The 21,522-nt window shown below is 75.8% G+C and carries 19 protein-coding genes; 6 read left to right on the forward strand and 13 right to left on the reverse strand.

The genetic code is table 11. The annotated features are described in order from the left end of the window. Positions 1–4: 4 nt before the first annotated feature. Both MODMU_RS19955 and MODMU_RS19960 read right to left on the reverse strand, forming a co-directional pair. Positions 5–2,131, reverse strand: coding sequence for an MMPL family transporter (locus MODMU_RS19955; protein WP_014742190.1), 2,127 nt, complete (start codon positions 2,129–2,131; stop codon positions 5–7). Positions 2,132–2,254: 123 nt separating this feature from the next. Next, the gene (locus tag MODMU_RS19960) at positions 2,255–2,842 is read right to left on the reverse strand and encodes a TIGR03086 family metal-binding protein (RefSeq protein WP_014742191.1); all 588 of its coding nucleotides are present in this window, start codon (positions 2,840–2,842) and stop codon (positions 2,255–2,257) included. Positions 2,843–2,968: 126 nt separating this feature from the next. Here MODMU_RS19960 and MODMU_RS19965 point away from each other — a divergent pair, with 126 nt between their 5' ends. Together MODMU_RS19965 and MODMU_RS19970 are read left to right on the forward strand one after the other, a co-directional pair. Next, positions 2,969–4,288, forward strand: coding sequence for an alkaline phosphatase (locus MODMU_RS19965; RefSeq protein ID WP_014742192.1), 1,320 nt, complete (start codon positions 2,969–2,971; stop codon positions 4,286–4,288). 188 nt (positions 4,289–4,476) lie between these two features. After that, positions 4,477–5,100 carry a hypothetical protein gene (locus tag MODMU_RS19970; RefSeq protein WP_014742193.1) on the forward strand — a complete coding sequence of 208 codons (624 nt, stop codon included), beginning with the start codon at positions 4,477–4,479 and terminating at the stop codon, positions 5,098–5,100. A 62-nt stretch (positions 5,101–5,162) separates the two neighbouring features. Here MODMU_RS19970 and MODMU_RS19975 read toward each other — a convergent pair whose 3' ends face one another. The 6 genes from MODMU_RS19975 to MODMU_RS20000 all read right to left on the reverse strand — a co-directional run bounded on the left by MODMU_RS19975 (position 5,163) and on the right by MODMU_RS20000 (position 10,893). Continuing rightward, a complete protein-coding gene (locus MODMU_RS19975; RefSeq protein ID WP_014742194.1) occupies positions 5,163–5,768 on the reverse strand; it encodes a GNAT family N-acetyltransferase in 606 nt (201 codons plus the stop codon). Further along, entirely contained in the window at positions 5,765–6,832 is a 1,068-nt protein-coding gene (locus MODMU_RS19980; protein WP_014742195.1) for an acyl-CoA dehydrogenase family protein, read from the reverse strand. The genes MODMU_RS19975 and MODMU_RS19980 overlap by 4 nt, the downstream gene beginning before the upstream one ends. Beyond that, positions 6,819–7,334 (reverse strand): gamma-glutamylcyclotransferase family protein, encoded by a 516-nt coding sequence (locus MODMU_RS19985; RefSeq protein ID WP_014742196.1) that lies wholly within the window; start codon positions 7,332–7,334, stop codon positions 6,819–6,821. The genes MODMU_RS19980 and MODMU_RS19985 overlap by 14 nt, the downstream gene beginning before the upstream one ends. Beyond that, positions 7,331–8,494: an acyl-CoA dehydrogenase family protein gene (locus MODMU_RS19990; protein WP_014742197.1), complete on the reverse strand. Its 1,164-nt coding sequence runs from the start codon at positions 8,492–8,494 to the stop codon at positions 7,331–7,333. The genes MODMU_RS19985 and MODMU_RS19990 overlap by 4 nt, the downstream gene beginning before the upstream one ends. A gap of 94 nt (positions 8,495–8,588) precedes the next feature. Next, entirely contained in the window at positions 8,589–9,449 is an 861-nt protein-coding gene (locus MODMU_RS19995; protein WP_014742198.1) for an oxidoreductase, read from the reverse strand. 10 nt (positions 9,450–9,459) lie between these two features. Beyond that, complete coding sequence (locus tag MODMU_RS20000; protein WP_014742199.1) at positions 9,460–10,893, reverse strand: MFS transporter; 1,434 nt, start codon at positions 10,891–10,893, stop codon at positions 9,460–9,462. 165 nt (positions 10,894–11,058) lie between these two features. Between MODMU_RS20000 and MODMU_RS20005 the strand changes: the two genes are divergently transcribed. From MODMU_RS20005 to MODMU_RS20015, 3 genes are all read left to right on the forward strand, one after another. Beyond that, a complete protein-coding gene (locus tag MODMU_RS20005; protein ID WP_014742200.1) occupies positions 11,059–11,634 on the forward strand; it encodes a TetR/AcrR family transcriptional regulator in 576 nt (191 codons plus the stop codon). Continuing rightward, entirely contained in the window at positions 11,631–12,062 is a 432-nt protein-coding gene (locus tag MODMU_RS20010; RefSeq protein WP_014742201.1) for a DUF1810 domain-containing protein, read from the forward strand. Before MODMU_RS20005 ends, MODMU_RS20010 begins: the two co-directional genes overlap by 4 nt. 154 nt (positions 12,063–12,216) lie before the next feature. After that, on the forward strand, positions 12,217–12,840 hold the full coding sequence (locus MODMU_RS20015; protein WP_041795482.1) for an antibiotic biosynthesis monooxygenase: 624 nt from the start codon (positions 12,217–12,219) through the stop codon (positions 12,838–12,840). Between the two features lie 26 nt (positions 12,841–12,866). On the opposite strand, the gene MODMU_RS20020 is transcribed toward MODMU_RS20015, so the two are convergent. Further along, on the reverse strand, positions 12,867–13,601 hold the full coding sequence (locus MODMU_RS20020) for an alanyl-tRNA editing protein (RefSeq protein WP_014742203.1): 735 nt from the start codon (positions 13,599–13,601) through the stop codon (positions 12,867–12,869). Between the two features lie 141 nt (positions 13,602–13,742). On the opposite strand from MODMU_RS20020, the gene MODMU_RS20025 reads away from it, so the two are divergent. Continuing rightward, positions 13,743–16,058, forward strand: a complete 2,316-nt coding sequence (locus MODMU_RS20025) for a HelD family protein (protein ID WP_014742204.1) — start codon at positions 13,743–13,745, stop codon at positions 16,056–16,058. Between the two features lie 65 nt (positions 16,059–16,123). Here MODMU_RS20025 and MODMU_RS20030 read toward each other — a convergent pair whose 3' ends face one another. The 4 genes from MODMU_RS20030 to MODMU_RS20045 form a co-directional block, all read right to left on the reverse strand. Further along, on the reverse strand, positions 16,124–16,999 hold the full coding sequence (locus MODMU_RS20030) for an endonuclease domain-containing protein (protein WP_014742205.1): 876 nt from the start codon (positions 16,997–16,999) through the stop codon (positions 16,124–16,126). A 140-nt stretch (positions 17,000–17,139) separates the two neighbouring features. Beyond that, positions 17,140–19,410, reverse strand: a complete 2,271-nt coding sequence (locus MODMU_RS20035) for a SpoIIE family protein phosphatase (protein ID WP_014742206.1) — start codon at positions 19,408–19,410, stop codon at positions 17,140–17,142. Further along, positions 19,401–20,192, reverse strand: a complete 792-nt coding sequence (locus MODMU_RS20040; RefSeq protein ID WP_041795483.1) for an alpha/beta fold hydrolase — start codon at positions 20,190–20,192, stop codon at positions 19,401–19,403. The genes MODMU_RS20035 and MODMU_RS20040 overlap by 10 nt, the downstream gene beginning before the upstream one ends. 55 nt (positions 20,193–20,247) lie before the next feature. Further along, complete coding sequence (locus tag MODMU_RS20045; protein ID WP_014742208.1) at positions 20,248–21,498, reverse strand: cytochrome P450; 1,251 nt, start codon at positions 21,496–21,498, stop codon at positions 20,248–20,250. Positions 21,499–21,522 lie beyond the last annotated feature (24 nt).

A 21,522-nucleotide genomic window follows, 5' to 3' on the forward strand; every position in this document is an offset into this window, starting at 1 on the left:
GTCCTCAGGGAGTACTCGCCAGCTCGCGCGGCAACTCCTCCGCGGTGCCGGCCGGCTCGCCCTCGGAGAGCCCGATCCGGTCGTGCAGCCGGCGCAGCGGCATCGGCGCCCACCAGTTCCACTTGCCGAGCAGGCCCATCAGCGCCGGCACGAGGAACGAGCGGACGACGAACGCGTCGACCAGCACGCCGACCGCGGTCGCGATCCCGATCTGCTGGATGAACGAGATCGAGCTGGTGCTGAACGCCCCGATCGCCACGGCCAGCAGGATCGCGGCGGCGGTGACCACGCTGCCGGTGCGGCCCAGCCCGGTCGCGACCGCCTCGCGCTCGGCCAGACCGGCCTCCCGGGCCTCCTTGATCCGGCCGAGCAGGAAGACGCCGTAGTCGGTGGACAGGGCGAACACGACGGCCGCGGCGACCAGGAAGTTGGTCGGCTCGACGCCGCCGTTGGACGTGTAGCCGAGCAGGCCGGTGAGCCGGCCGTCCTGGTAGACGAAGGTGAGTGCCCCGAGGGCCACCCCCGCGGTGAGGGTGTTCATCACGACCGCCTTGACCGGCAGCACCACCGAGCCGGTCATCAGCCAGAGCACCAGCACGGTGAGCAGCACGAGCAGCGCTGCGGCGAGCGGGAGTGCGTCCCCGATGGCGGCCTGCTGGTCGACGAACTCCGCGGCGGCGCCGCCCACCAGCACGTCGGCGTCCCGGTCGGCGGCCAGGTCGCGGACCTCGGTGACGACCTGCTGGGCGACGTCGCCCTCGGGGCCGCCGTCGACGACCAGGTCGACCTGCCAGGTGCCGGGTCCGACCTCGACGGCGTCGGCGGGGGCCAGGACGCCGGGCAGCTGCGAGGCCGCGTCGGCGAAGGAGCGGGCGGCGCCCGGGTCGTCGGCCCGGACGGCGGCGAGCACCGGGGTGGTTCCGGCGCCGGCGTAGTCGGCCTCGAGGGTGTCGGCCACCACGCGGGAGCTGAGGTCGGTCGGCACGACGCTGCTGTCGACCGGGGTCCACTCGGCCCGCAGGGCGGGTGCGGCCAGGACGAGCATCACGATCGCGGTGACGGCGGCGACCGCGCCGGGCCGGGCCATCACGGCGTGCGAGAGGCGGTACCAGCCGCCTCCGGAGGCGGCACCCCGGCGCCGGCGGCGGGCCAGCTTCGGGCCCCACAGGGCGAAGACCGCCGGTGAGACGACCAGCGCGGCGGCGGCGGCCACGACGGCGACGACCGCGCCCGCGATGCCCATCGACTTGAGGAAGCCCATCGGGAAGACGATGAGGGTGGCCAGGGCGACCGCGACGGTGGCCGCCGAGAAGACGACGGTCCGGCCGGCGGTGCGCATCGTGGTGACGACGGCGCCCAGGGTCGGCCCCTGCCGGTCGAGCTCCTCGCGGTACCGGCTGAGCAGGAACAGCGTGTAGTCGATGGCCAGGCCCAGCCCCAGGCCGATGACGAGGTTGAGCGCGAACACGCTCAACCCGTAGACCTCGTTGATCCCGGCCATCGCCAGGAACGTGCCGAGCACCGTGGTCACGCCGACCACCAGCGGCAGCACCGCGGCCCGGCCGCCGAAGAACAGCAGGGACAGCAGGACGAGCACCGGGAAGGCCAGCAGCTCGGCGCGGCCGAGGTCCTCCCCGACCCGCTCGCCGATCTGCAGGCCGGTGACGGCGGGGCCACCGAGGGCCACCCGGTCGTCGTCCGCGAACGCCGCGACCGCGGCCCCGGCGACGGCCTCGTCGTCGGCGTCCGCATCGAGGACGGCGACGACCAGCTCGGAGCTGCCGTCCCGCGCGGCGCCGGCCGGCACGGCCTCGGCCACGCCGTCGAGCCCGGCGAGGGTGGTGACGACGTCGGCCACGCCCGACGGACCGTCGCCGGTGTCGACGACGGCGACGACCCCGGCGTCCGGCGTCCGGCCGGAGGCGTCCTCGAGGCGCTGGACGGCGAGGGCCGAGTCGGAGTCGGCGGGTGCGAAGCCGCCGTCGGCGTCGAGGGACCCGGCGACCGGGCCGCCGAGGACGCCGGCGACGAGCACGAAGAGCAGGACGGCCAGCAGGGCGCGCCGAGAGTGGCCGTGCAGGGCGCGGGTCAGCCGTGAGCCGGCCGGGAGAGGAGGGGAGGTCGTGTCCATGGCACGACCTTCGCGATCGGAGCGGCCCTCCCGCGTCGTGCTGCGGGTGTGCCTCTGCCGCTGCCGCGGGGCCGGGGTACTCCGCCCGGAGTACGCCTCGGGACCGGAGCTGCCGGACGGTGGTCAGCCCGCGGGCCGCCAGCCGGGGTCGCGCCCGGTGAGCCCGAGCAGCTGGTCCAGCTCCGGCGCGTCCGCCGGAACCGGGACCTCCGGCCCGTAGATCGAGTCCCGGCCCTCCGGCACCGCCGCCGCGAACTCCCGCGCGTAGTCGATACAGGCGCGCACCGCCGCCGGGTCCGGCGCGTACGACCGGCCGGTGGCCACGGCGAGGTCCCAGCCGTGCACCAGCACCTCGTTGAGCGCCACCCGCCCGGCCCAGGCCGCCGGCAGCGGGACGCCCCCGGGCTCGGCGGTGCCCTCCCAGGCAGCCGGGTCGCGCCAGGCCACGGCCAGCTCGTCGAGCTCGCGCGGGATGCGAGTACGCCAGTCGGCCGGCAGCGTCCCGGCGGAGGCGTTCGGCGCCCCGGTCGGCTGCTTCTCCGCCGCCAGCCGCAGCCCGACGGCCAGTCCGTGCAGGTGGTCCAGCAGCGCGGCCACCGAGGTGTCGGCGCACGGGGTCGGGGCGGTCAGCTGGTCGTCGGACACCGTGGTGACCACGCGGGAGACCTCGGTGACCGACGGCGTCAGGTCCAGCGGTGCAGTCGTCGTCATGCGGGGGAGACCGCCGGGATCCGCTGAACTCATCGACAGGTCGAGTGGCACAGGTCACAGAAGGCTCGCAGGCTGCTCTCAGCTCGACCACACCGACCGCGGGCCCGGCCCGCACCAGGGAGAGTCATGTCCACCTCGAGAAGGCGGCGCCTGCAGCGCCGCACCCTGCCGCTCTGCCTCGCCGCGACGCTCGTCGGCGGTGGCGTCGTCGTCCTGCTGCCCGGCGCGGCGTCCGCCGGCGGGGACGGGCGCGGCCACCCGCGCAGCGTCATCTTCGTCAACGGCGACGGCATGGCCGCCGCGCACCGGGAGGCCGCCCGGCTGGACCAGGAGGGGTTCGACGGCCAGCTGGCCATGGACTCCCTGCCGATCGCCGGCCTGCAGACCACCGACGCCCGGGACCCGGAGGACACGATCACCGACTCGGCGGCGTCCGCGAGCGCCTGGGCGACCGGGGTGAAGACCTACAACGGTGCGATCAGCGTCGACGTCGACGGGGCCCCGCTGCCGACCATCGGCCAGGAGGCGCAGCAGGCCGGGTTGGCCACCGGCATCGTGACGACGGCGCAGGTCACCGACGCGAGCCCGGCGGCGTTCTTCAGCAACTCGGTCGACCGCAGTGCGCAGGACGACATCGCCCGCCAGTACCTGCAGGTCAGCCAGCCGCAGGTCATCCTGGGCGGCGGCGAGGACTGGTGGCTGCCGGCCGGCGACGAGGGCACCTACGCCCCGCGCGCCGGCGACACCGAGGACCCGGAGGTCTCCCGGAGCACCCAGGGCGACCTGGTCGCGCAGGCGGAGGGGCTGGGCTACGAGTACGTGAGCACCGCCGCCGAGTTCGCCGCCGCCGACTCCGACCAGCTGCTGGGGCTGTTCGCCAACGAGGAGATGTTCCAGCAGCGCCCTGAGGGCCAGGGCGACGAGTTCGCCCCCGTCGTCCCGCTGGCGGACATGACGACCAAGGCCCTGGACGTCCTGTCCGAGGACGAGGACGGCTTCTTCCTGCTGGTCGAGGAGGAGGCGGTGGACGAGATGAGCCACGCCAACAACGGCACCCGGATGCTCCAGGCGATGCGCTCGCTGGACGCCGCGGTCGAGGTCGCGGAGGCCTACGTCGCCGAGCACCCGGACACGCTGCTGATCGTCACCGGCGACCACGAGTGCGGCGGGCTGACCATCGAGGACGTCGACCCGGAGGACGAGAGCGGCCCCGGCGGGACCCTGCCGCAGGAGACCGCCGCCACGGGCGGCACCGAGTCCGGTGAGGACGGTCCCTTCCTCGTCGCCGGCAGCGAGGACTACGACTTCGCCCTCGACTGGACGACGACCGGGCACACCGGAGCGCCCACCGTGGTGACCGCGGCGGGGCCGGGCAGCGAGCAGCTGACCGGCTACTACCCGAACACCCACCTGCACGAGGTCCTGCGGGAGGTGCTGCTCGGCTGATCCCGGTGGCGGGACCGCTCCCAGCGGGCGGCCCCGCCCCGGCGTGGCGTGTCAGTGCCGGACAGTTGCGAACCGCCGCATCCGGAACGGGTCGGTATCGCGAGCCGGTACCCCCGGCGAGAGGTGGGCGGGCAGAGTTCTCCCTGCGACGGTGCTGCCGGGGCACGGCCGGCCGAGGGGAGCTGCGGATGTACGCCCGAACCGCCACGCTGCGCGGGAAGCCCGCAGCGCTCGACGAGGCGATCCGGTTCGTCCGGGACCAGTGGCTGCCGGCGACGACCGGGCTGGACGGCTGCACCGGCATGTCGATGCTGGTCGGGCCGCGCTCGGGCCGCTGCATCGTCACCACCGGCTGGGAGACCGAGGAGGCGCTCCGGGCCAGCGAGCAGGCCATGCGGCCCAACCGCGCGCAGGTCGGCAAGCTGCTCGGCGCGGTGCCGCTGGTCGCGCAGTGGGAGGTCGCCGTCATGCACCGGGCCCAGCAGGCCGGGGACCACGCGTGCTGCCGGGTGACCTGGTGCGCGCTGCGCGACCCGAGCACCGTCGACGAGGACGTCGCGACCTTCCGGATGGCGCTGCTCCCCCGGATCGAGGAGCTGCCCGGCTTCTCCAGCGTCAGCCTGATGGTCGACCGGCTCAGCGGCCGTGCCGTGGCCGCGGTCAACTACGTCGACCGGGACGCCATGATGGGCGCCGCGCAGCGGGCCGACCAGCTGCAGGCCGAGTACTCCCGCTCGATGGGCGGCCGGATCACCGAGGTCGCCGAGCTCGACCTGGTCATCGCCCAGCTGCGCATCCCCGAGACGGTCTAGCGGAACCCTCCCGCGCTTTCGCGCGCGAAAGCGCGGGCGCTTTCGCGCGCGGACGTGCGGGGTCAGGTGGTCGGGAGGCCGAGGTAGGTGACGCCCGGGTCGGGGACGGCGATCTCGGTGAACCCGAGGTGGTCGTAGAACCCCCGCGCGCGGCGGTTGGCCGGGTCGACGCCGAGGTGCAGCGCGGCCGCTCCGGCGCGGGCTGCGGCCGACCGGAACGTGTCGATCAGCGCGCGTCCGTGCCCGGCGCCCTGGTGGGCGGGCAGCAGGTCGACGTGCAGGTGCGCCGGGTGGGCCGCGAGCTCGGGGCGGAGCATCCGCTCGGGCCGGTGCAGCAGCGCGACCATCGCCTCCTCGGCCGTCCGCGGCGGGTCCGGCGGCGCCGGGTACCGGGCGGCGAGGCGCGGCAGCCACTCCCGCCGCCAGCGGCGGACGAAGGCAGCCGTGTCCGCGGTGCCGACCACGTAGCCGACGGCCCGGTCGCCGTCGTCGAGCACGAAGGCGAGCGCCGGCTCGAGGTCGACGTACGGGCCGGCGAACAGGTCGGGCATGAGGTCGTCGGTCGACCACCGGCCGCGGGCGTCCTCCCCGGCGGCCGCCGTGCGCACGCAGACGTCGTAGACCGCGGCCCGGTCCGCCGCCCGGTACGGGCGGATCCGCGCCGTCACACGACCCGGGTGAGCGCCGGCCAGAGCGCGTCGGGGCCGTCGGCCAGCAGCTGCTCGCCGAGCACCCGCGACCACGCCAGCTCGGTGCCGGCCTCGTCCCGCCACGACCAGCACCGCCGGGTGAGGTGGTGCAGCCGGTGCTCCTGGGTGAAGCCGATCGCGCCGTGCACCTGGTGCGCGAGCCGGGCGACCACCTCGACCGCAGCCCCGGCGCGGACCTTGGCCGCCGCGGCCGCCGGCACCAGCGACTCCCCCCGCTCGGTGGCCTGCACCGCTGCGTCGACCAGCGCGGCGACGGCGGTCACCTCGCCGGCCATCTCGGCCAGCTCCATCTGGACGGCCTGGAACCGGCCCAGCGGGCGGCCGAACTGCACCCGCTCCCCCGCGTACTGCACCGTCCAGGCGAGCACCTGCTCCAGCGCCGCGGACAGCTGCACCGCCCGGGCCAGGGCGTACCGGGCGCGCAGCTCGGCGGCCTGCCGGTCGGTGAGCAGCGCACCCGCACAGATCACCCCGTCGAACACCAGCGAGCCGCGGGGCTCCCCGGCCAGGTTGGCCGCGTGCGTGGTCTCCCGGCCGGTGACGTCGACCAGCGCGAGCACCGGGCCGACCGGGCTGGTCGCCAGCACGACCAGGTGCCGGGCGACCCCGGCCCACGCGACGTCGGTCGCCGTCCCGGTGAGGGTCCAGCTGCCCGGCCCGTCGCCGTCGTCCCGCGGCTCAGCGGTGACCGCGCCGTCCACGGCGATGGACAGCGGCTCGTCGGGCGCGGGCAGGTCGAGGTCGGCGGCCAGGACGGCGGGGGCGGCGACCAGCAGCTGCTCGGCGACCGGCACCGCCGCCGCGCCCCGCGCCAGGGTGGCGACGACCGCAACCGCGTCGGCCAGCTCGCCGCCGGAGCCGCCGGCCGCCTCGGGCAGGCCGACACCGGTCATCCCGGCCTCGACCAGCGCCGCCCACAGCCCGGCGTCCCACGGGCGGTCCGCGGTGAGCACGAACGGCTCGTGCGCGCGGAGGAGGTCCCGGACGGTCTCAACGACCAGGTCGGTGTCAGTACTGCTCACGATCGGCTCCTGTCCGGGCGGCGACGGCGGGCTGCAGGGAGCGGAACCGGCCGGGCTCGGGGTGTTCTGCGGCCTCGGTGGCCAGGTCGGCGAGGAACTGCTGGTAGCCGGCGGGGAAGCCCAGCGTCCGGGCGGCGGCGGCCATGCCGGCGAGGTAGTCCGCGCGCGGCGCCAGCTCGGGGTCGGCGGGCTGCACCACCGTGTAGGTCAGCGCCGGGCCGACGTCCCGCACCTCGACCCCGGCCCGGCGGTACCAGCCGAGCGCGACGCCCTCCTTGGTGTCCAGCACGGCGAGCGCCTCGTCGTCGACCTCGAGCAGCTCGCCCCACACCGTGCAGCCGGGCGCCGGGACGACGTCCGCGGCACCCGCCCGCCACCGGACCGAGTCGCGTCCGAAGCGCAGCCGGTACCCGTCGACGGCGGCGGCGCCGAGGCTGCGCACGCCCGGCAGCGCCCGCAGCACGGGGTTGGCCATGTTGCTGCCGTAGCCGAAGTACCTCACCGGAGGCCGAGCCCGCGGGCGACGATCCCGCGCAGGATCTCGTTGGTCCCGCCGCGCAGCGTGTAGCCCGGCGCGTGCAGCTGCGCCTCGGCCAGCGCCCGGCCCAGCGGGTCGGGTGAGTCCAGCGAGGCCACCACGTCGACCGCGCGGCGCACCTCGTCGATCACGTCGGCCTCGAACGTCGTCCCGACGTCCTTGACCAGCGCGGCCGGGATGTCCGGCAGCTCGCCGCGGTCCAGCGCGCCGGCGATCCGCAGCGACATCTGGCGCAGCGCCAGCAACCGGGCCGAGAGCCGGCCCAGCGCGGCCAGCCCGGCCGGGTCGGGCGCGGCGGCCACCCGCCGGGCGAACTCGGCGACCAGCGGGTAGGTCGAGAGGAACCGCTCCGGGCCGGACCGCTCGAAGGCGAGCTCCGCGGTGACCTGGTGCCAGCCGTTGCCCTCCTCCCCCAGCAGCATGTCGCCGGGGACGACGACGCCGTCGAACACGACCTCGTTGAAGTGGTGGCCGCCGTCGAGGATGCGGATCGGGTTGACCGTGATGCCCGGCAGCGACAGGTCGACCAGCAGCTGGGAAAGGCCGGCGTGCCGGTGGGCCGGGTCGGCCGGCGAGGTGCGGACCAGGGTGATCGCGTAGTGGCTGGTGTGCGCGTTCGACGTCCACACCTTGGCGCCCTCGACCACCCAGTCGCCGTCGCCGTTGCGGGTGGCGCGGGTGCGGATCGAGGCGAGGTCGGAACCGCTGTCCGGCTCGCTCATCCCGATCACGAAGAAGCACTCGCCGGCGGCGATCCGCGGCAGGATCTCGGTCCGCTGCGCCTCGGTGCCGTAGCGGAGCAGGTTCGGGCCGGACTGGCGGTCGGCGATCCAGTGCGCGGCGACCGGCGCGCCGGCGGCGAGCAGCTCCTCGGTGACGGCGTAGCGCTCCATCGCCGTCCGCTCGTGCCCGCCGTACTGCTTCGGCCAGGTCATCCCCAGCCAGCCGCGCTCGCCCAGCTTGCGGGAGAAGGCCGGGTCGACGCCGGACAGCCAGGTGTCGACGGAGGTGGTGAAGCTGCCGGCGGCCAGCTCCTCGGCGAGGAAGGCCCGGACCTCCTCGCGCACCTGCTCCGCCGCGGCCGAGCGCGGCACGGGCGCCAAGGTCAACGAGTTGCTGCCCATCCGGTGCTCCCCACGTCGGTGTGGTCCGTCGGCACCGGTTCTACAGGGCGCCGCCGTCCCCGGCCCGTGGGGGGCCGGGGCGACCCCCCACGGGTCAGGCGGTGAGCCCCGCCAGCGACGTGATGCCGTCGAAGTCGGTCGAGCGGCTGACGCCGGCCCACACCGCGGCCTCCCGCGCCCGTGCCCGCGAGGAGCGCTCGGCCAGCTGGACGGCGTCCGAGCCGAGCAGCAGCCGCAGCGGCGGCTCCTCGGCGGCGACGACGTCCAGCAGCACCTGCGCCGCTCGCGCGGGGTCACCGGGCTGCCGGCCGTCGAGCTGCCGGCGCTGGGCGTGCACCCGGCCGACGGTGGCCGCGTAGTCCGGCGCCACCTCCGCCAGCCGCATCGAGGCCCCACCCCAGTCGGTGCGGAAGGCGCCGGGCTCGACGATGGTCACCGCGATGCCCAGCGGCGCGACCTCGGCGTGCAGCACCTCGGAGAAGGCCTCGACGCCCGCCTTGGCGGTCTGGTAGGCCGCCAGCCCCGGCGTCCCGCCGACCCGGCCGCCGATCGAGGAGAACTGCAGGAAGTGCCCGGAGCGCTGCCGGCGGAACACCGGCAGCGCCGCCCGGGTCACCCGGATGACGCCGTGCAGGTTGGTCTCCAGCTGGTCCCGGAACGCCTCCTCGGTGGTCTGCTCGATCGGTGCGCTGTCGGCGTGGCCGGCGTTGTTGGCCACGACGTCGAGCCGGCCGAAGGTGTCCACCGCCGCCTGCACCGCCGCGTCCACCGCGGCCGGGTCGGTGACGTCGAGCGCCACGGCGCGCACCCGGTCGCCGAAGCGGTGGGTGAGCTCGCTGAGCTGCTCGGGGTCGCGGGCGGTGGCGAGCACGGTGTCGCCGGCCTCGAGGGCGGCGGTGGCCAGGGCGCGGCCCAGGCCGCGGGAACTGCCGGTGACGAGCCAGGTGCGGGTCATGGTGATCTCCTCAGTGGGCTGCGGCCGGCACCGGCGCGGGGACGGCGACGGGCTCGGGGACGGCGAGCGGACGGCGGGTGGTGGGCACGAGCAGGGCGAGACCGGCGGCGACCACCGAGGCGCCGGCCAGCACGAGGAAGGCGGTGGTGAAGCCGCGCTCGGCGGGCAGCCCGTCGGCTCCGGCCGAGGCGGTGACCAGGCTGCTCACGACCGCGGTGCCCAGCGCCCCTCCGATCGTGCGGATGTTGACGTTCATCCCGCTCGCGGCGCCGGTCTGGGCGGCCGGCACGGCCTGCACGATGAGGCTGGTCAGCGCCGAGTAGGCCAGGCCGAAGCCGACGCCCAGCACCCCGCCGGCCACGGCGAGCTGCCACGGCGCGGCGTGCAGCACGGCCAGTGACGCCGAGCCGAGCGCGCTGACCAGCGAGGCCAGCACCAGCTGCGGCTTGTAGGCCAGCACGGCGGCGATCCGGCCGGAGAGCACGCCGGTGACCGACATCGTGACCAGCATCGGGACCATCAGCAGGCCGGCGACGGTGACGCTCTCGCCGAAGCCGTACCCGGTGGAGGTGGGCAGCTCCACGAATTGCGGCACGAAGGCGTAGATGCCGAACATCTGCGCGCCGAACAGCAGCGCGACCAGGTTCGTCGTCCAGACCGCCGGCAGCCGCATCATCCGCATGTCGATGAGCGGGGTGGCCGAGCGCACCTCGACGGCCACCCACGCGGCGAGCCCGACGGCGGCGACGGCGAGCAGGCCCAGGGTGCGCGCCGACCCCCAGCCCCAGGCGTTGGCCTGGGAGAGCGGCACCAGCAGGGCCACCAGCCAGCCGGCCAGCAGCACCGCGGCGAGCGCGTTGACCCGGCCGGGGGTGCGCACCGGCGACTCCGGGACGAAGCGCCAGGCCAGCGCCAGCGCGACGAGGACGACGACCATCGGGATCCAGAACAGCGCCCGCCAGCCGAAGGCGGTCTCGATCGGACCGGCCAGCACCATGCCCACGCCACCGCCGGCGGCGATGACGGCGGACAGGAAGCCGACCGCCGAGGGCACCCGGTGGGCGGCGAACTCGTCGCGCAGGATGCCGAAGGAGAGCGGGAACGCCGCCCCGCCCAGGCCCTGCACGACCCGGCCGACCAGGACCAGCGGCAGCGAGGGCGCCACCGCGGCGATGAGCGAGCCGAGGGCGACGGCGGACAGGGCGACGAGCAGCGTGCGCTCCTTGCCGAGCATGTCGCCGACCCGGCCGAGCAGCGGGGTCGCCACGGCCGCGGACAGCAGCCAGGCGGTGAGCACCCAGGTGACCGAGGCGGCGTCGGTGCGCAGTTCGGACTGCAGCGTCGACAGCACCGGGGCGAGCAGGGACTGGAGCATCGCGAAGGAGCCGGTGCTCACGGCGAGCACCGTGAGCACCAGGCGTGGGGACGTGCGGGCAGCAGGCATGGAGCGTCCTCGGGACGGAGCGGGTGGGGGGACGCACGCTCAGGCCGGAACCGGGACCCGTCGCGAGCGGGTCGGGGCTATCATCGGTCCAAGTGGAGGCGCACCTCCAGATTAGCGGAGGCCAACCTCCGGTTGCAAGCGGGGACGACGAGAGGCGGGCGGGGCGTGGCCGAGCAGGTGTCCGGGCTGGCGGAGCTGGGCGTCCGCCGTCCGCAGCGGGCCGACGCGCGGCGCAACTTCGACGCCCTCCTCACCGCCGCCCGCGAGGTCTTCGCCGAGCAGGGCGCCGGCGCCTCGCTGGAGGACGTCGCCCGCCGCGCGGGCGTGGGCATCGGCACGCTGTACCGCAACTTCCCCACCCGGCAGGACCTGTTCGAGCGGGTCTACATCGGCGAGGTGGAGGACCTCTGCACCGCGGCCCGGGACCTCGCCGACCTGCCCCCGTGGGAGGCGCTGACCGCCTGGCTGCGCCGGTTCGTCAGCTACATCGCCACCAAGCGGGCGCTGCTGGAGGCCCTCAGCACCGGCTCGCCGGTGTTCGCCGTCTGCCGCGCGGAGATGTACGCCGCCGGGACGCCGCTGTTCGAGCGCGCCCAGGCCGCCGGCGAGGTCCGCGACGACCTGACCTTCGACGACCTGGTGAAGATGGTCTCCGGTCTCACCTCCGGCACGTTCACCGACGACGCCCAGCGCGAGCGGGTCTTCCGGATCGCGCTGGACGGCATCCGGGCCGCCCGGTGAGCGACCCGTTCGACCTGCAGCGCTTCGTCGACGCGCAGGACGCCGGCGGCACCTACCGGCAGGCGCTCGCCGAGCTGCGCGCCGGGGCCAAGCGCAGCCACTGGATGTGGTTCGTCCTCCCCCAGGTCGCCGGGCTCGGCCGCAGCGCGACGGCGCAGCGCTACGCGATCAGCGGCGCCGCCGAGGCGCGCGCCTACCTGGCCCACCCGGTGCTCGGCCCCCGGCTGCTGGAGTCCGCCCGCGCGCTGACCGGGCTGGACACCACCGACCCGGTCCGCGTGCTCGGCAGCGTCGACGCGCAGAAGCTGCAGTCGTCGATGACGCTGTTCGCCGCCGTCTCCGACGACCCGGTGTTCACCCAGGTGCTCGACCAGTACTTCAGCGGCGCGCGGGACGACGGGACGACGTCCCTGCTCAGCGCCGGCTGATCCGCGGCGTCCGGAGGCACGCCGTGGGCGAGGCCCCGTGTCGCCGATCTGTACGACGGCGGCTCAGACCGTCCCGCTGGGCGAGTGCGGCGAGGACCCTGGTCGACGCTGCCGGGCCGCCAGGGCCCTGCCCACTCGGAGAGGAGTGGTGGCCATGTACGCCCGAACCACCACGGTGCACGGCAGTCCCCAGAAGGTCGACGAGGGGATCGGCTACGTCCGGGACCAGGTGATGCCCACGGTCGAGCAGATGGACGGCTGCATCGGGTTGTCCATGCTCGCCGACCGGGACTCCGGCCGGTGCATCGTCACGACGGCCTGGGAGTCCGAGAACGCCATGCGGGCGAGCGCCGCGGGCGTCGTGGACGTCCGGGCCCGGGCCGCGGAGGTGCTCGGCGGCGACCAGCCGGAGGTCGCCGAGTGGGAGATGGCCCTCGTGCACCGCGTCCGGCCGGCGGACGCCGGGGCCTGCACCCGGGTCATCTGGGCCCGGCGCGACGCCGGTGCGATGCAGGACGTCATCGACGTGATGCGGAGCCGGATCCTGCCGCAGGTGGAGCAGCTGCCCGGCTTCTGCAGCGTGAGCGTGCTGGTGGACGCGGCGTCGGGCCGGACCTCGACGGCGGTCACCTACGAGAGCCGGGCCGCGCTGGACCGGGCGAACGAGCGCGGCACGATGCTGCGCGCGGAGTTCGCCGAGGCGGCCGGCATGGAGATCACCGAGGTCGCACCGTTCGAGCTGGCGATCGCCCACCTCCGGGTGCCCGAACTCGTCTGAGCGCCGCCGGCGGCTGCGGGGTTCCGTCAGACGATGCGGACCCGCAGCCGCCGGAAGCCGCGGCCCTTGTTCTCCATCTTGACCACCTCGACCCGGCCGACCATCGCCGTCGAGGCGACGTGGGTGCCGCCGTCGGCCTGGGTGTCCAGCCCGACGATGTCCACGATCCGCACCTCCTCCAGGTCCGGCGGCAGCAGGTTGGTGGCGGTGCGGATGATGTCCGGGATCGCGAACGCCTCCTCCCGCGGCAGCACCTGCACCTGGATCGGGCGGTCGGCGGCGAGCTCGGCGTTGACCGCCTCGGCGACCCGGTCCTTGAAGTCGGCGGGCACCTCGGCCAGGTCGAAGTCCATCCGCGCGGTCAGCGGCTCCATGTTGCCGCCGGTGACCAGCGCGCCGTAGTCGCGGAAGACGACGCCGGTGAGCACGTGCAGGCCGGAGTGGGTGCGCATCAGCGCGGTCCGCCGCTCGTCGTCCAGCGCGCCGCGCACCGCCGTGCCGACCGGGGGCAGCGGGTCGCCCTCGACCGGCACCAGGTACAGCTCGTCGCCGGTGCGGGTGCCGGCGATCCTGGTGCGGACGCCGCCCCACAGGAGCACGCCCTCGTCCGGCGGCTGCCCGCCGCCGCCCGGGTAGAACGCCGAGCGGTCCAGCACGATCCCCTGCTCGGGGTCGGCGGCAACGACCGTGGCGTCCCACTCGCGGACCGTGGCGTCGGCCAGGTCGAGGCGGTGCGTGTGCCCGATGTGTGCGGTGGCCATGCCGGCATCCTGCCCGCCGTCCGGCCCGGCGCGGAGCAGTCCACCGGCGGGCCACCTCGGGATGCGCGCCCGCAGCGCCGGCGGGCACGTACGGTTGCAGGTCGCCACGACGTCCGCACGCCACCCGAGGAGCAGCCCCCGTTGTCGAGCTCGTCCCAGGGCGTCGCCCCCGACCCCGACCTGGCCGCCGAGCAGACCGCGGTCACCGACCTCTACCGCCGGCTGGACGCCGCCCGCGAGCTGGCCGTGACCCGGTTCCGGCAGGCGCTGGCGATGCCGATCATCAACCCGCAGTCGCTGGGTGAGCGGGAGGCGGCCGCCCGGTTCCAGGGCCAGCGGATCACCGCGCTGGACGCCGCGGACCACGGGCTGGTCATCGGCCGGCTGGACCGCGAGGTCTCCCCGCAGCCGCTGTACATCGGCCGGGTCGGGCTCCCCGCCGACGACCCGGCCGGCGACCCGGCGCTGGTCGACTGGCGGGCGCCGGCCTCACGGCCGTTCTACACCGCGACGCCGTTCCGGCCCGAGGGCGTCGTCCGCCGCCGGCACATCCGCACCCGCAGCCGCGAGGTCACCGCCGTCCACGACGAGGTGCTGACCATCGACGCGACCGAGACCGACGGCCCGCCGCTGACCGGTGAGGCGGCGCTGATGGCCGCGCTGACCGCCGAGCGCACCGGCCGGATGACCGACATCGTGGCCACCATCCAGGCCGAGCAGGACGCGATCATCCGCAGCGACGCCCGCGGGGTCCTCGTCGTCCAGGGCGGCCCGGGCACCGGGAAGACGGCGGTCGCGCTGCACCGCGCCGCCTACCTGCTCTACACCCACCGGGACCGGCTGGCCCGCAGCGGGCTGCTGGTCGTCGGCCCCACCCCGACCTTCCTGCGCTACATCGCCGACGTCCTGCCCGCCCTCGGCGAGACCGGCGTGCTGCTCGCCGGGCTCGGCCAGCTGCGACCCGGCCTGGACGCACGCGGCAGCGAGGCCCCCGAGGTCGCCGAGGTGAAGGGCCGGCTGGCGATGGTCGACGTGCTCAAGGCCGCCGTCCGCGACCGGGAGACGGTGCCGCGGGGCGTGCGCGAGCTGGTGATCGACGGCGTCCGGATCCCGCTGCGCCCGGTCGACCTCACCCGGTGCCGCACCACCGCCCGGCGGGCCTCGCGGCAGCACAACCTGGGCCGGCCGGCGTTCGTCCGTGCGCTGGCCGAGCTCGTCGCCCAGCGGTACGCCGACCGGATCGGCGGCGACGTCCGCGGCGGCGCCGACCTGCTCGACCGCCGGGACGTCGAGGCCCTGCAGGCCGAGGTCGTCGGCGAGCCCGCCGTCCGGCAGCTGGTCGACGAGATGTGGCCGGTGCTCACCCCCGAGGGGCTGCTGCGCGACCTGCTGGCCGACCCGGCGCGCATCCGCCGGGCCACCAAGGGCTGGACCGAGGAGGACCGCGCGCTGCTCGCGCGCCCCGCGGACGCCCCGTGGACCCCGGCCGACGTCCCGCTGCTGGAGGAGGCCGACGAGCTGCTCGGCTTCGACGACAGCGCCGAGCGGGCCCGGGAGGCGCGCCGCCGCCGGCGGGCGCAGGAGGAGGCGCAGGACACCCTGGACCTGCTGCACGGGTCCCGGTCCACCGACCTCGAGGACGACGAGGAGGGCGAGGAGCTCACCGCCGGCGACCTGCTCGACGCCGAGCGGCTGGCCGAGCGGGACGCCGACCTGGACACCCGGACCGCCGCCGAGCGGGCCGCCACCGACCGCACCTGGGTGTTCGGCCACGTCGTCGTCGACGAGGCGCAGGAGCTCTCCGCGATGACCTGGCGGCTGCTCGCCCGCAAGTGCCCCACCCGCTCGATGACCGTCGTCGGCGACCTGGCGCAGACCGGCAGCCTGGCCGGCGCGACCGACTGGGGCACGGTGCTGCAGCCGCACGTCGGCGAGCAGTGGCGGCTGGCCCAGCTCACCGTCAACTACCGGACGCCGGCCGAGATCATGGCGGTCGCCGCCGACGTGCTCGCCGCCGGCGGCGCGGCCACCGCCGCTCCCCGCTCGGTGCGCAGCACCGGGGTGCCGCCGGTCGCCGAGCAGCTGCCCGAGGACGCGCTGCTCCCCCGGGCCGCCGAGGTGACCGCCGAGCTGGTCGCGGCCGGCGGCACGGTCGCGGTCATCGTGCCGCCGAGCCGGGTGCCGGCCGTCGTCGACTGCCTGGCCGGGGCGTTCCCCGTCGTCTCCGCCGGCCCGGCCGCGGACTCCTCGGCGGGCCCGGTGGTGCTGGTGCCGGCCGAGGCCAAGGGGCTGGAGTTCGACTCGGTGCTGCTGGTCGACCCGCAGGGCCTGCTCGACGAGGGCGTCCGCGGGCACAGCGACCTCTACGTCGCGCTCACCCGCCCGACCCAGCGCCTCACCGTGCTCTCCCCCGGTGCCCTCCCCGCCGAGCTCCACCGCCTCACCGACGACGCCTGACCTCCGAGTGTGCGGGCAGCGGGCCCTCGACGGTCCGCAGTGCCCGCTGCCTGCACACTCGCTGCTCAGGGGAGCAGGAGGGCACCCAGCCGGGCGATGAGCTCGGTCGGACGGTGCACGTCGACCGCCGTGGCGAACACGATCCGCCAACCGGCGTCCCCCAGCTCGTTCCACCGCCGGCGGTCCTTGCCCAGCTGCCCTGGACCGCCGTGCCACTGCCCGTCGTACTCCAGGGCGAGCCGGTGCGCCGGCCAGGCGAAGTCCAGCCGCAGTGGCCGCCGGCCGGCCCGCGGCACCTCGAACTGGGCGATGGGTGCCGGCAGCCCGCTGCGCAGCAGGAGCAGCCGGATGCGGGTCTCCTGTGGGGACTCGGCCTTGCCGTCGGCCAGCGAGCAGGCCAGCCGCGCTCGGCGGCAGCCGCGTCCGGTCCCCACCTCCGCCAGCGCCCGGACCCGCGAGAGGTCAGCGGGTCCACGGGAGGTCAGCTGATCGACGGCGACGACGGCGGCGTCCAGCGGCAGGGTGCCGGCCACGGCCACCGCCGTCGTGTCCGGATCCGTCACCAGCACCCCCCGCCGCGTGCACACGTGGCGGGGGTCGAGGAGCACGCGCCGGGCTCGCACCCCGGGCATCCGCATCGGGTGCGCCCCCGGCGGCAGGGCCAGCTCCACGTCGTCCTGCGCGGCGGCGAGGTCGACGCCCCAGAGGACCGCGGCGCTGCGGCCGATGACGACCGCCCCGGGGCGCAGGACGCCTGCGGCGGCCCGCGCGCGGAGTGCGTGGGTGACCGGCTGGTCCGCGGCGACGTAGACGTCGCGGAACACCGCCGTCCACGCCGGTCCGCGGAGCTCGTCGGGCGTCAGGAGCCCGCGCTGCACCGCTGTGGACCCGCGGAACACCCGGGTGCGCAGCTCTTCGGGGACGCGAGGGCGGACGGCCACCGGAGGAGGGTGCCCGCTGAGGGACGACCCCCGCTGCCGCCGTCCACAGGCCCCGTCGAGAGTGCAGCCGCCGGGCGCTCAGCGCGCTCGAGCGCCCGGTAGCTGCACACTCAGCGCCGCGCGCCGGGTCGGGCGGCGGGTCAGGGGTCGCGGGTGAGGGCCAGCAGGGCGATGTCGTCGGCGCGGTGGGTGCCGGCCAGGTCGCCGAGCAGCCGGTCGCACAGCTCGTCCGGGTCGGTCGTCGGCCGGCGGCCGGCCGCGGCCTGCAGCCTCGCCAGGCCGGCGTCGATGTCGCTGGTGCGGCTCTCCACCAGCCCGTCGGTGAACAGCACCAGCGTCGCCCCCGGGGGCAGCACCCCGGTCCACTCCACGGCGGGCGCCGGCGGGGCGCCGAGCATCCGGCTGGGCACCACCGGCAGGAACTCCGCGTGCCCGTCGACCACCAGCAGCGGCGGCGGGTGCCCGGCCGAGGCGACGTGCAGCACGCCGGTGGGCAGGTCGAGGGTGGCGAACAGCGCGGTGGCCATCCGCTGCAGCCCGAGCAGCGGCCAGCTGGCCTGCAGCCGGTCGATGACCGCGGTCGGCGCCGGGGCCTCCACCAGCAGCGACCGGTAGACGCTGCGCAGCTGGCCCATGGTGGCCGCGGCGGTGATGTCGTGCCCGACGACGTCCCCGACCGCGATGGCCACGTGGTCACCGGGCAGCGGGGCGACGTCGTAGAAGTCGCCGCCGATCTCCACCCCGTACGTCGCGGCCAGGTACCGGACCGCCACTGCCACCCCGGGCACCCGCGGCGGGGACGGCGGCAGCAGGGTGGCCTGCAGGGTGTGCGAGGTCCGCGCCTCCAGCTCGAAGCGCTGCGCCTTGGCCATCATCAGCGACACCTGCAAGGCGAGCTGCTCGGCCAGCTCGACGTCGGCGGCGGTGAACGGCGCGCGCCGCCGGTCGGCCGACAGCGTCATCACGCCCAGCGCCCTGCCCTCGGCGACCAGCGGCACGCTGATCACGCTGGCCAGCTCCAGGGCCCGCACGGCGGCCAGCTCGGCCGGGTCCCGGACGACCTCGGACAGCCACTCGTCGGGCAATGAGGGGTACCAGCGGGTCCGCCCCTCCTCCATGGCGGCCCGGGCCGGTGCGGGCAGGTCCCGGAACGGCGGCGCCCACGCGCGCAGCTCCTCGACGTGCTCCTGCCGGGCCGGGTCGCCGTGCCGGGCGACCACCCGGCTCATCCCGTGCTCCAGGACCAGGTCGAGCAGGCACATGTCGGCCAGCCGGGGCACCACCATCTCGGCGAGCCGCTCGACGGACTCGGTGACGCCGGTGGCGCGGGCCAGCAGCCGGGCGGCGTCGAGCAGGAACGCCGACCGCTCGGCCTGGCGGGCGGTCTCCTCGTGCAGCCGGGCCCGCTCGATGGCCTGCCCCGCCTGCTGGCCCAGCGTGGCGAGCAGGTCGGCGTCGGCCTCCGTCAGCACGTGGTGCTCGCCGGGCTCGGTGAGCGAGATGAGCTCGCTCTCGTCGGCCCGGGGCCGGGCGAGCACCAGCGCGCCGAGGTGGTCGTCGTCGGCGCTCACCGGGACGACGACGAGGTCGGTGCAGCCGGCCTCGTCCGCGGCGGCGGCCAGCTCCGGCCAGGCCGCGCGCAGCGCGTCGCCGACAGGCACGGTGCGCACCCCGGAGCCGAGCACCGGCAGCACCCGGCCGGGAGCGGCCCCGCTGAGCGCGTGCAGCAGCTCCGGCGTCATGCCCTCGGCGGCGGCGAGCTCGACCGCCGGCTCCGCCCCGGGCTGGGCACCGGTGCCCAGCACCCACAGCGCGGCGCCGGCGGCCTGGGCCGCCCGGCGGCTGCGGTGCACCACCACCGCCGCCGCGTCCGCGGTGGTGACCGCGGCGGCCAGCTCGGAGGTGAACTGCTGCAGGGTGCGCGAGCGGGCCTCGGACTCCTCGGCGGCCCGCCGTGCGGCGAGGGTCTCGCGCTCGTACCGGCGGCGGGCGGTCGCCTCGAAGAGGGTGACCCGCACCAGCACCGGCTCGCCCGAGGGGCCGTGGACCTCGACGGCGTTCACCAGGCACGGCAGCAGCGAGCCGTCGGCGCGGACCACGTCGAGCGCCACCTCGCGCACCGCCCCCTGCATCCGCAGCAGCGGCGTGAGGTGGGTGTCGTGGAACACCTGGCCGCCGACGCTGAGCAGGTCGCGCAGCCGCACCCGCAGGACCTTCTCGGCGGGGTGGCCGATCCAGGTGCACAGCGTGCGGTTGACCTTGATGATCGTCCCGTCCGGGAGCGTGGACAGGTAGCCGCACGGTGCGTTCTCGAAGAGGTCGGCCGGGTCGTCCTCGAGCAGCTGCTGCAGCCGGCCGCGGGCGTCGTCGTCGCTGCGGCGGTCGGTGGTGGGGGTCGGGTTCACAACCACGCCCGGATGGCGGCGGTGGTCTCCTCCGGGGCGCTGAGGTGCGGGCAGTGCCCGGTGGCCGCCAGCTGGGTGAACGTGGCGTCGGGGAGGTGGTCGGCCACGTAGCGGCCGGCCGACTGGGGCGCGATGACGTCCTCGGAGCACTGCAGCACCAGGCTCGGGACGTCGACACCGGGCAGGTCGGCGCGGTTGTCGGAGAGGAAGGACACCCGGGCGAACTGCCGCGCGACGTCGGGGTCGGTGCGGCAGAAGCTGTTGGTCAGCTCCTGGGTCAGCTCCGGCCGGTCCGGGTTGGCCATGATGACCGGGGCCATCGCGGCGGACCACCCGAGGTGGTTGGCGTCGAGGTTGTCCAGCAGGTCCCTGATCTGCTCGCGGCTGAACCCGCCGCGGTAGTCGCCGTCGTCGACGTACCGGGCGCTGGGTCCGACCATCACCATCGCGCCGAACAGCTCCGGCGCCCGGGCGTGCGCGAGCACACCGATCATGGCGCTGACCGAGTGGCCGACGAAGACGACGTCGGTCAGCTCCAGGTCACGCATCACCTCGACGACGTCGTCGGCGTACCCGTGCAGGGAGCCGTACCGGGCCGGGTCCCAGGCCGACAGGTCGGAGTTGCCGAAGCCGACGAGGTCGAAGGTGACCACCTGGTGGTCGACCGCGAAGTCCGGGGTGATGAACCGCCACATGTTCTGGTCGCAGCCGTAGCCGTGGACGAACACCATGGGGCGGGCACCCGCCGCACCACCCACACGGACGTCGTTCCGTGCGCGGACGTTCATGCTCGGAAGGTACGCGACCGCGCGGTTCCGTTTCCAGCCTCCGGGGGCCTGCCGGTCAGCCCGGCCGCACGTCGGTGAGCACCACCCCGCTGGCCGGCCGGGCCGGGATCCGGCGCAGCGAGATGGTCAGGTCCTGGTCGGGCAGCCGGTACCCCAGGCGGGCCAGCCGGACGGCGAGCGAGGCCAGCAGCGCGACGGTGACGTCCTCCCCGGGGCAGCGGTGCCCGGTGCGCGGGTCGCCGGCGCCCTGCGGCACGAGCTCCCACGGGCCGATGTCGCGGACCCGCTCGCCGTCGTCGGTGAGGAACCGCTCGGGGCGGAAGGTGTAGGGCTCGGGGAACAGCTCCGGGTCGTGGTCCTGGCCGAACAGGTCCAGCAGCACCATCGAGCCGGCCGGCACCCGCTCGCCGTCGAACTCGACGTCCCGGGGCGCCCGGCCGCCGATGAACGGCGCGAACGGGTAGTACCGGCGCACCTCGTGCGCGAAGGCGGTGGCGAAGGCCCCACCGGCGCGCAGCCGCTCCCGGTCGTCCGGCCAGCGGTGCAGGGCGTGCGCGGCGAAGCCGACGAACCAGCTGACCGCGACGGTGGGCCGGATGACGTTGAGCACCTCGACGGCGGCGACCCGCGGCTCGAGCAGCTCGCCCTCGGAGTCGCGGTGGGTGGCGACGACGTCGAGGACCGAGCCGGCCGGCGCCGTCCGCTCCCCGGCGCGCACCGCGTCGACGATGCCGGCCAACCAGGCCTCCCGCCGCTGCCGCACCCGGCGGGCCCGCCAGTGCCGCGGGGCGCCGGTGGCGAAGCCGTCGACGAGCGCGGTCAGGTCGGCGGCCAGGCCGCGGAGCTCGTCCTCGGGCACCGGGACGCCGGCCCAGTCGCACACGCCGCGGGTGAGCACCACGGCCGCCTCGTCCATCAGCACGACCCGCGGCTGCTCGGCCCACCGCGGCACCGCGTCGTCCCAGGCAGCGCCGACCCGGTCGACGAGGTCGGCCACGCCGCTGCCGGTCAGCAGGTGCACGAACATGGCCTTGCGCACCCGGTGCGGCTCGCCGTCCAGCGTGTGCACCGCGCCGTGGCCGAACAGGGTGCTCACCACCGGCTCGGGCAGGGCTCCGCTGCGCCGGACGTGGTCCTCGTCGTACAGGAACCGGGCGCCGGCCGGGCCCGCGACGCCCAGCGTCCGGCGCACCCCCATCAGCCGCGTCTGCACGGTGCCCCGGTTCGCGGCGCGCCTCCGGTCGGGCAGCCAGGCGTAGCCCTGGGCGAGCAGCGGGAGGGACTGGTCGAAGCGGGGCCGGCGCATGGCAGGTGCACTGCCCGGCGGGCG

This window comes from Modestobacter italicus (assembly GCF_000306785.1).
GTDB lineage: Bacteria > Actinomycetota > Actinomycetes > Mycobacteriales > Geodermatophilaceae > Modestobacter > Modestobacter italicus.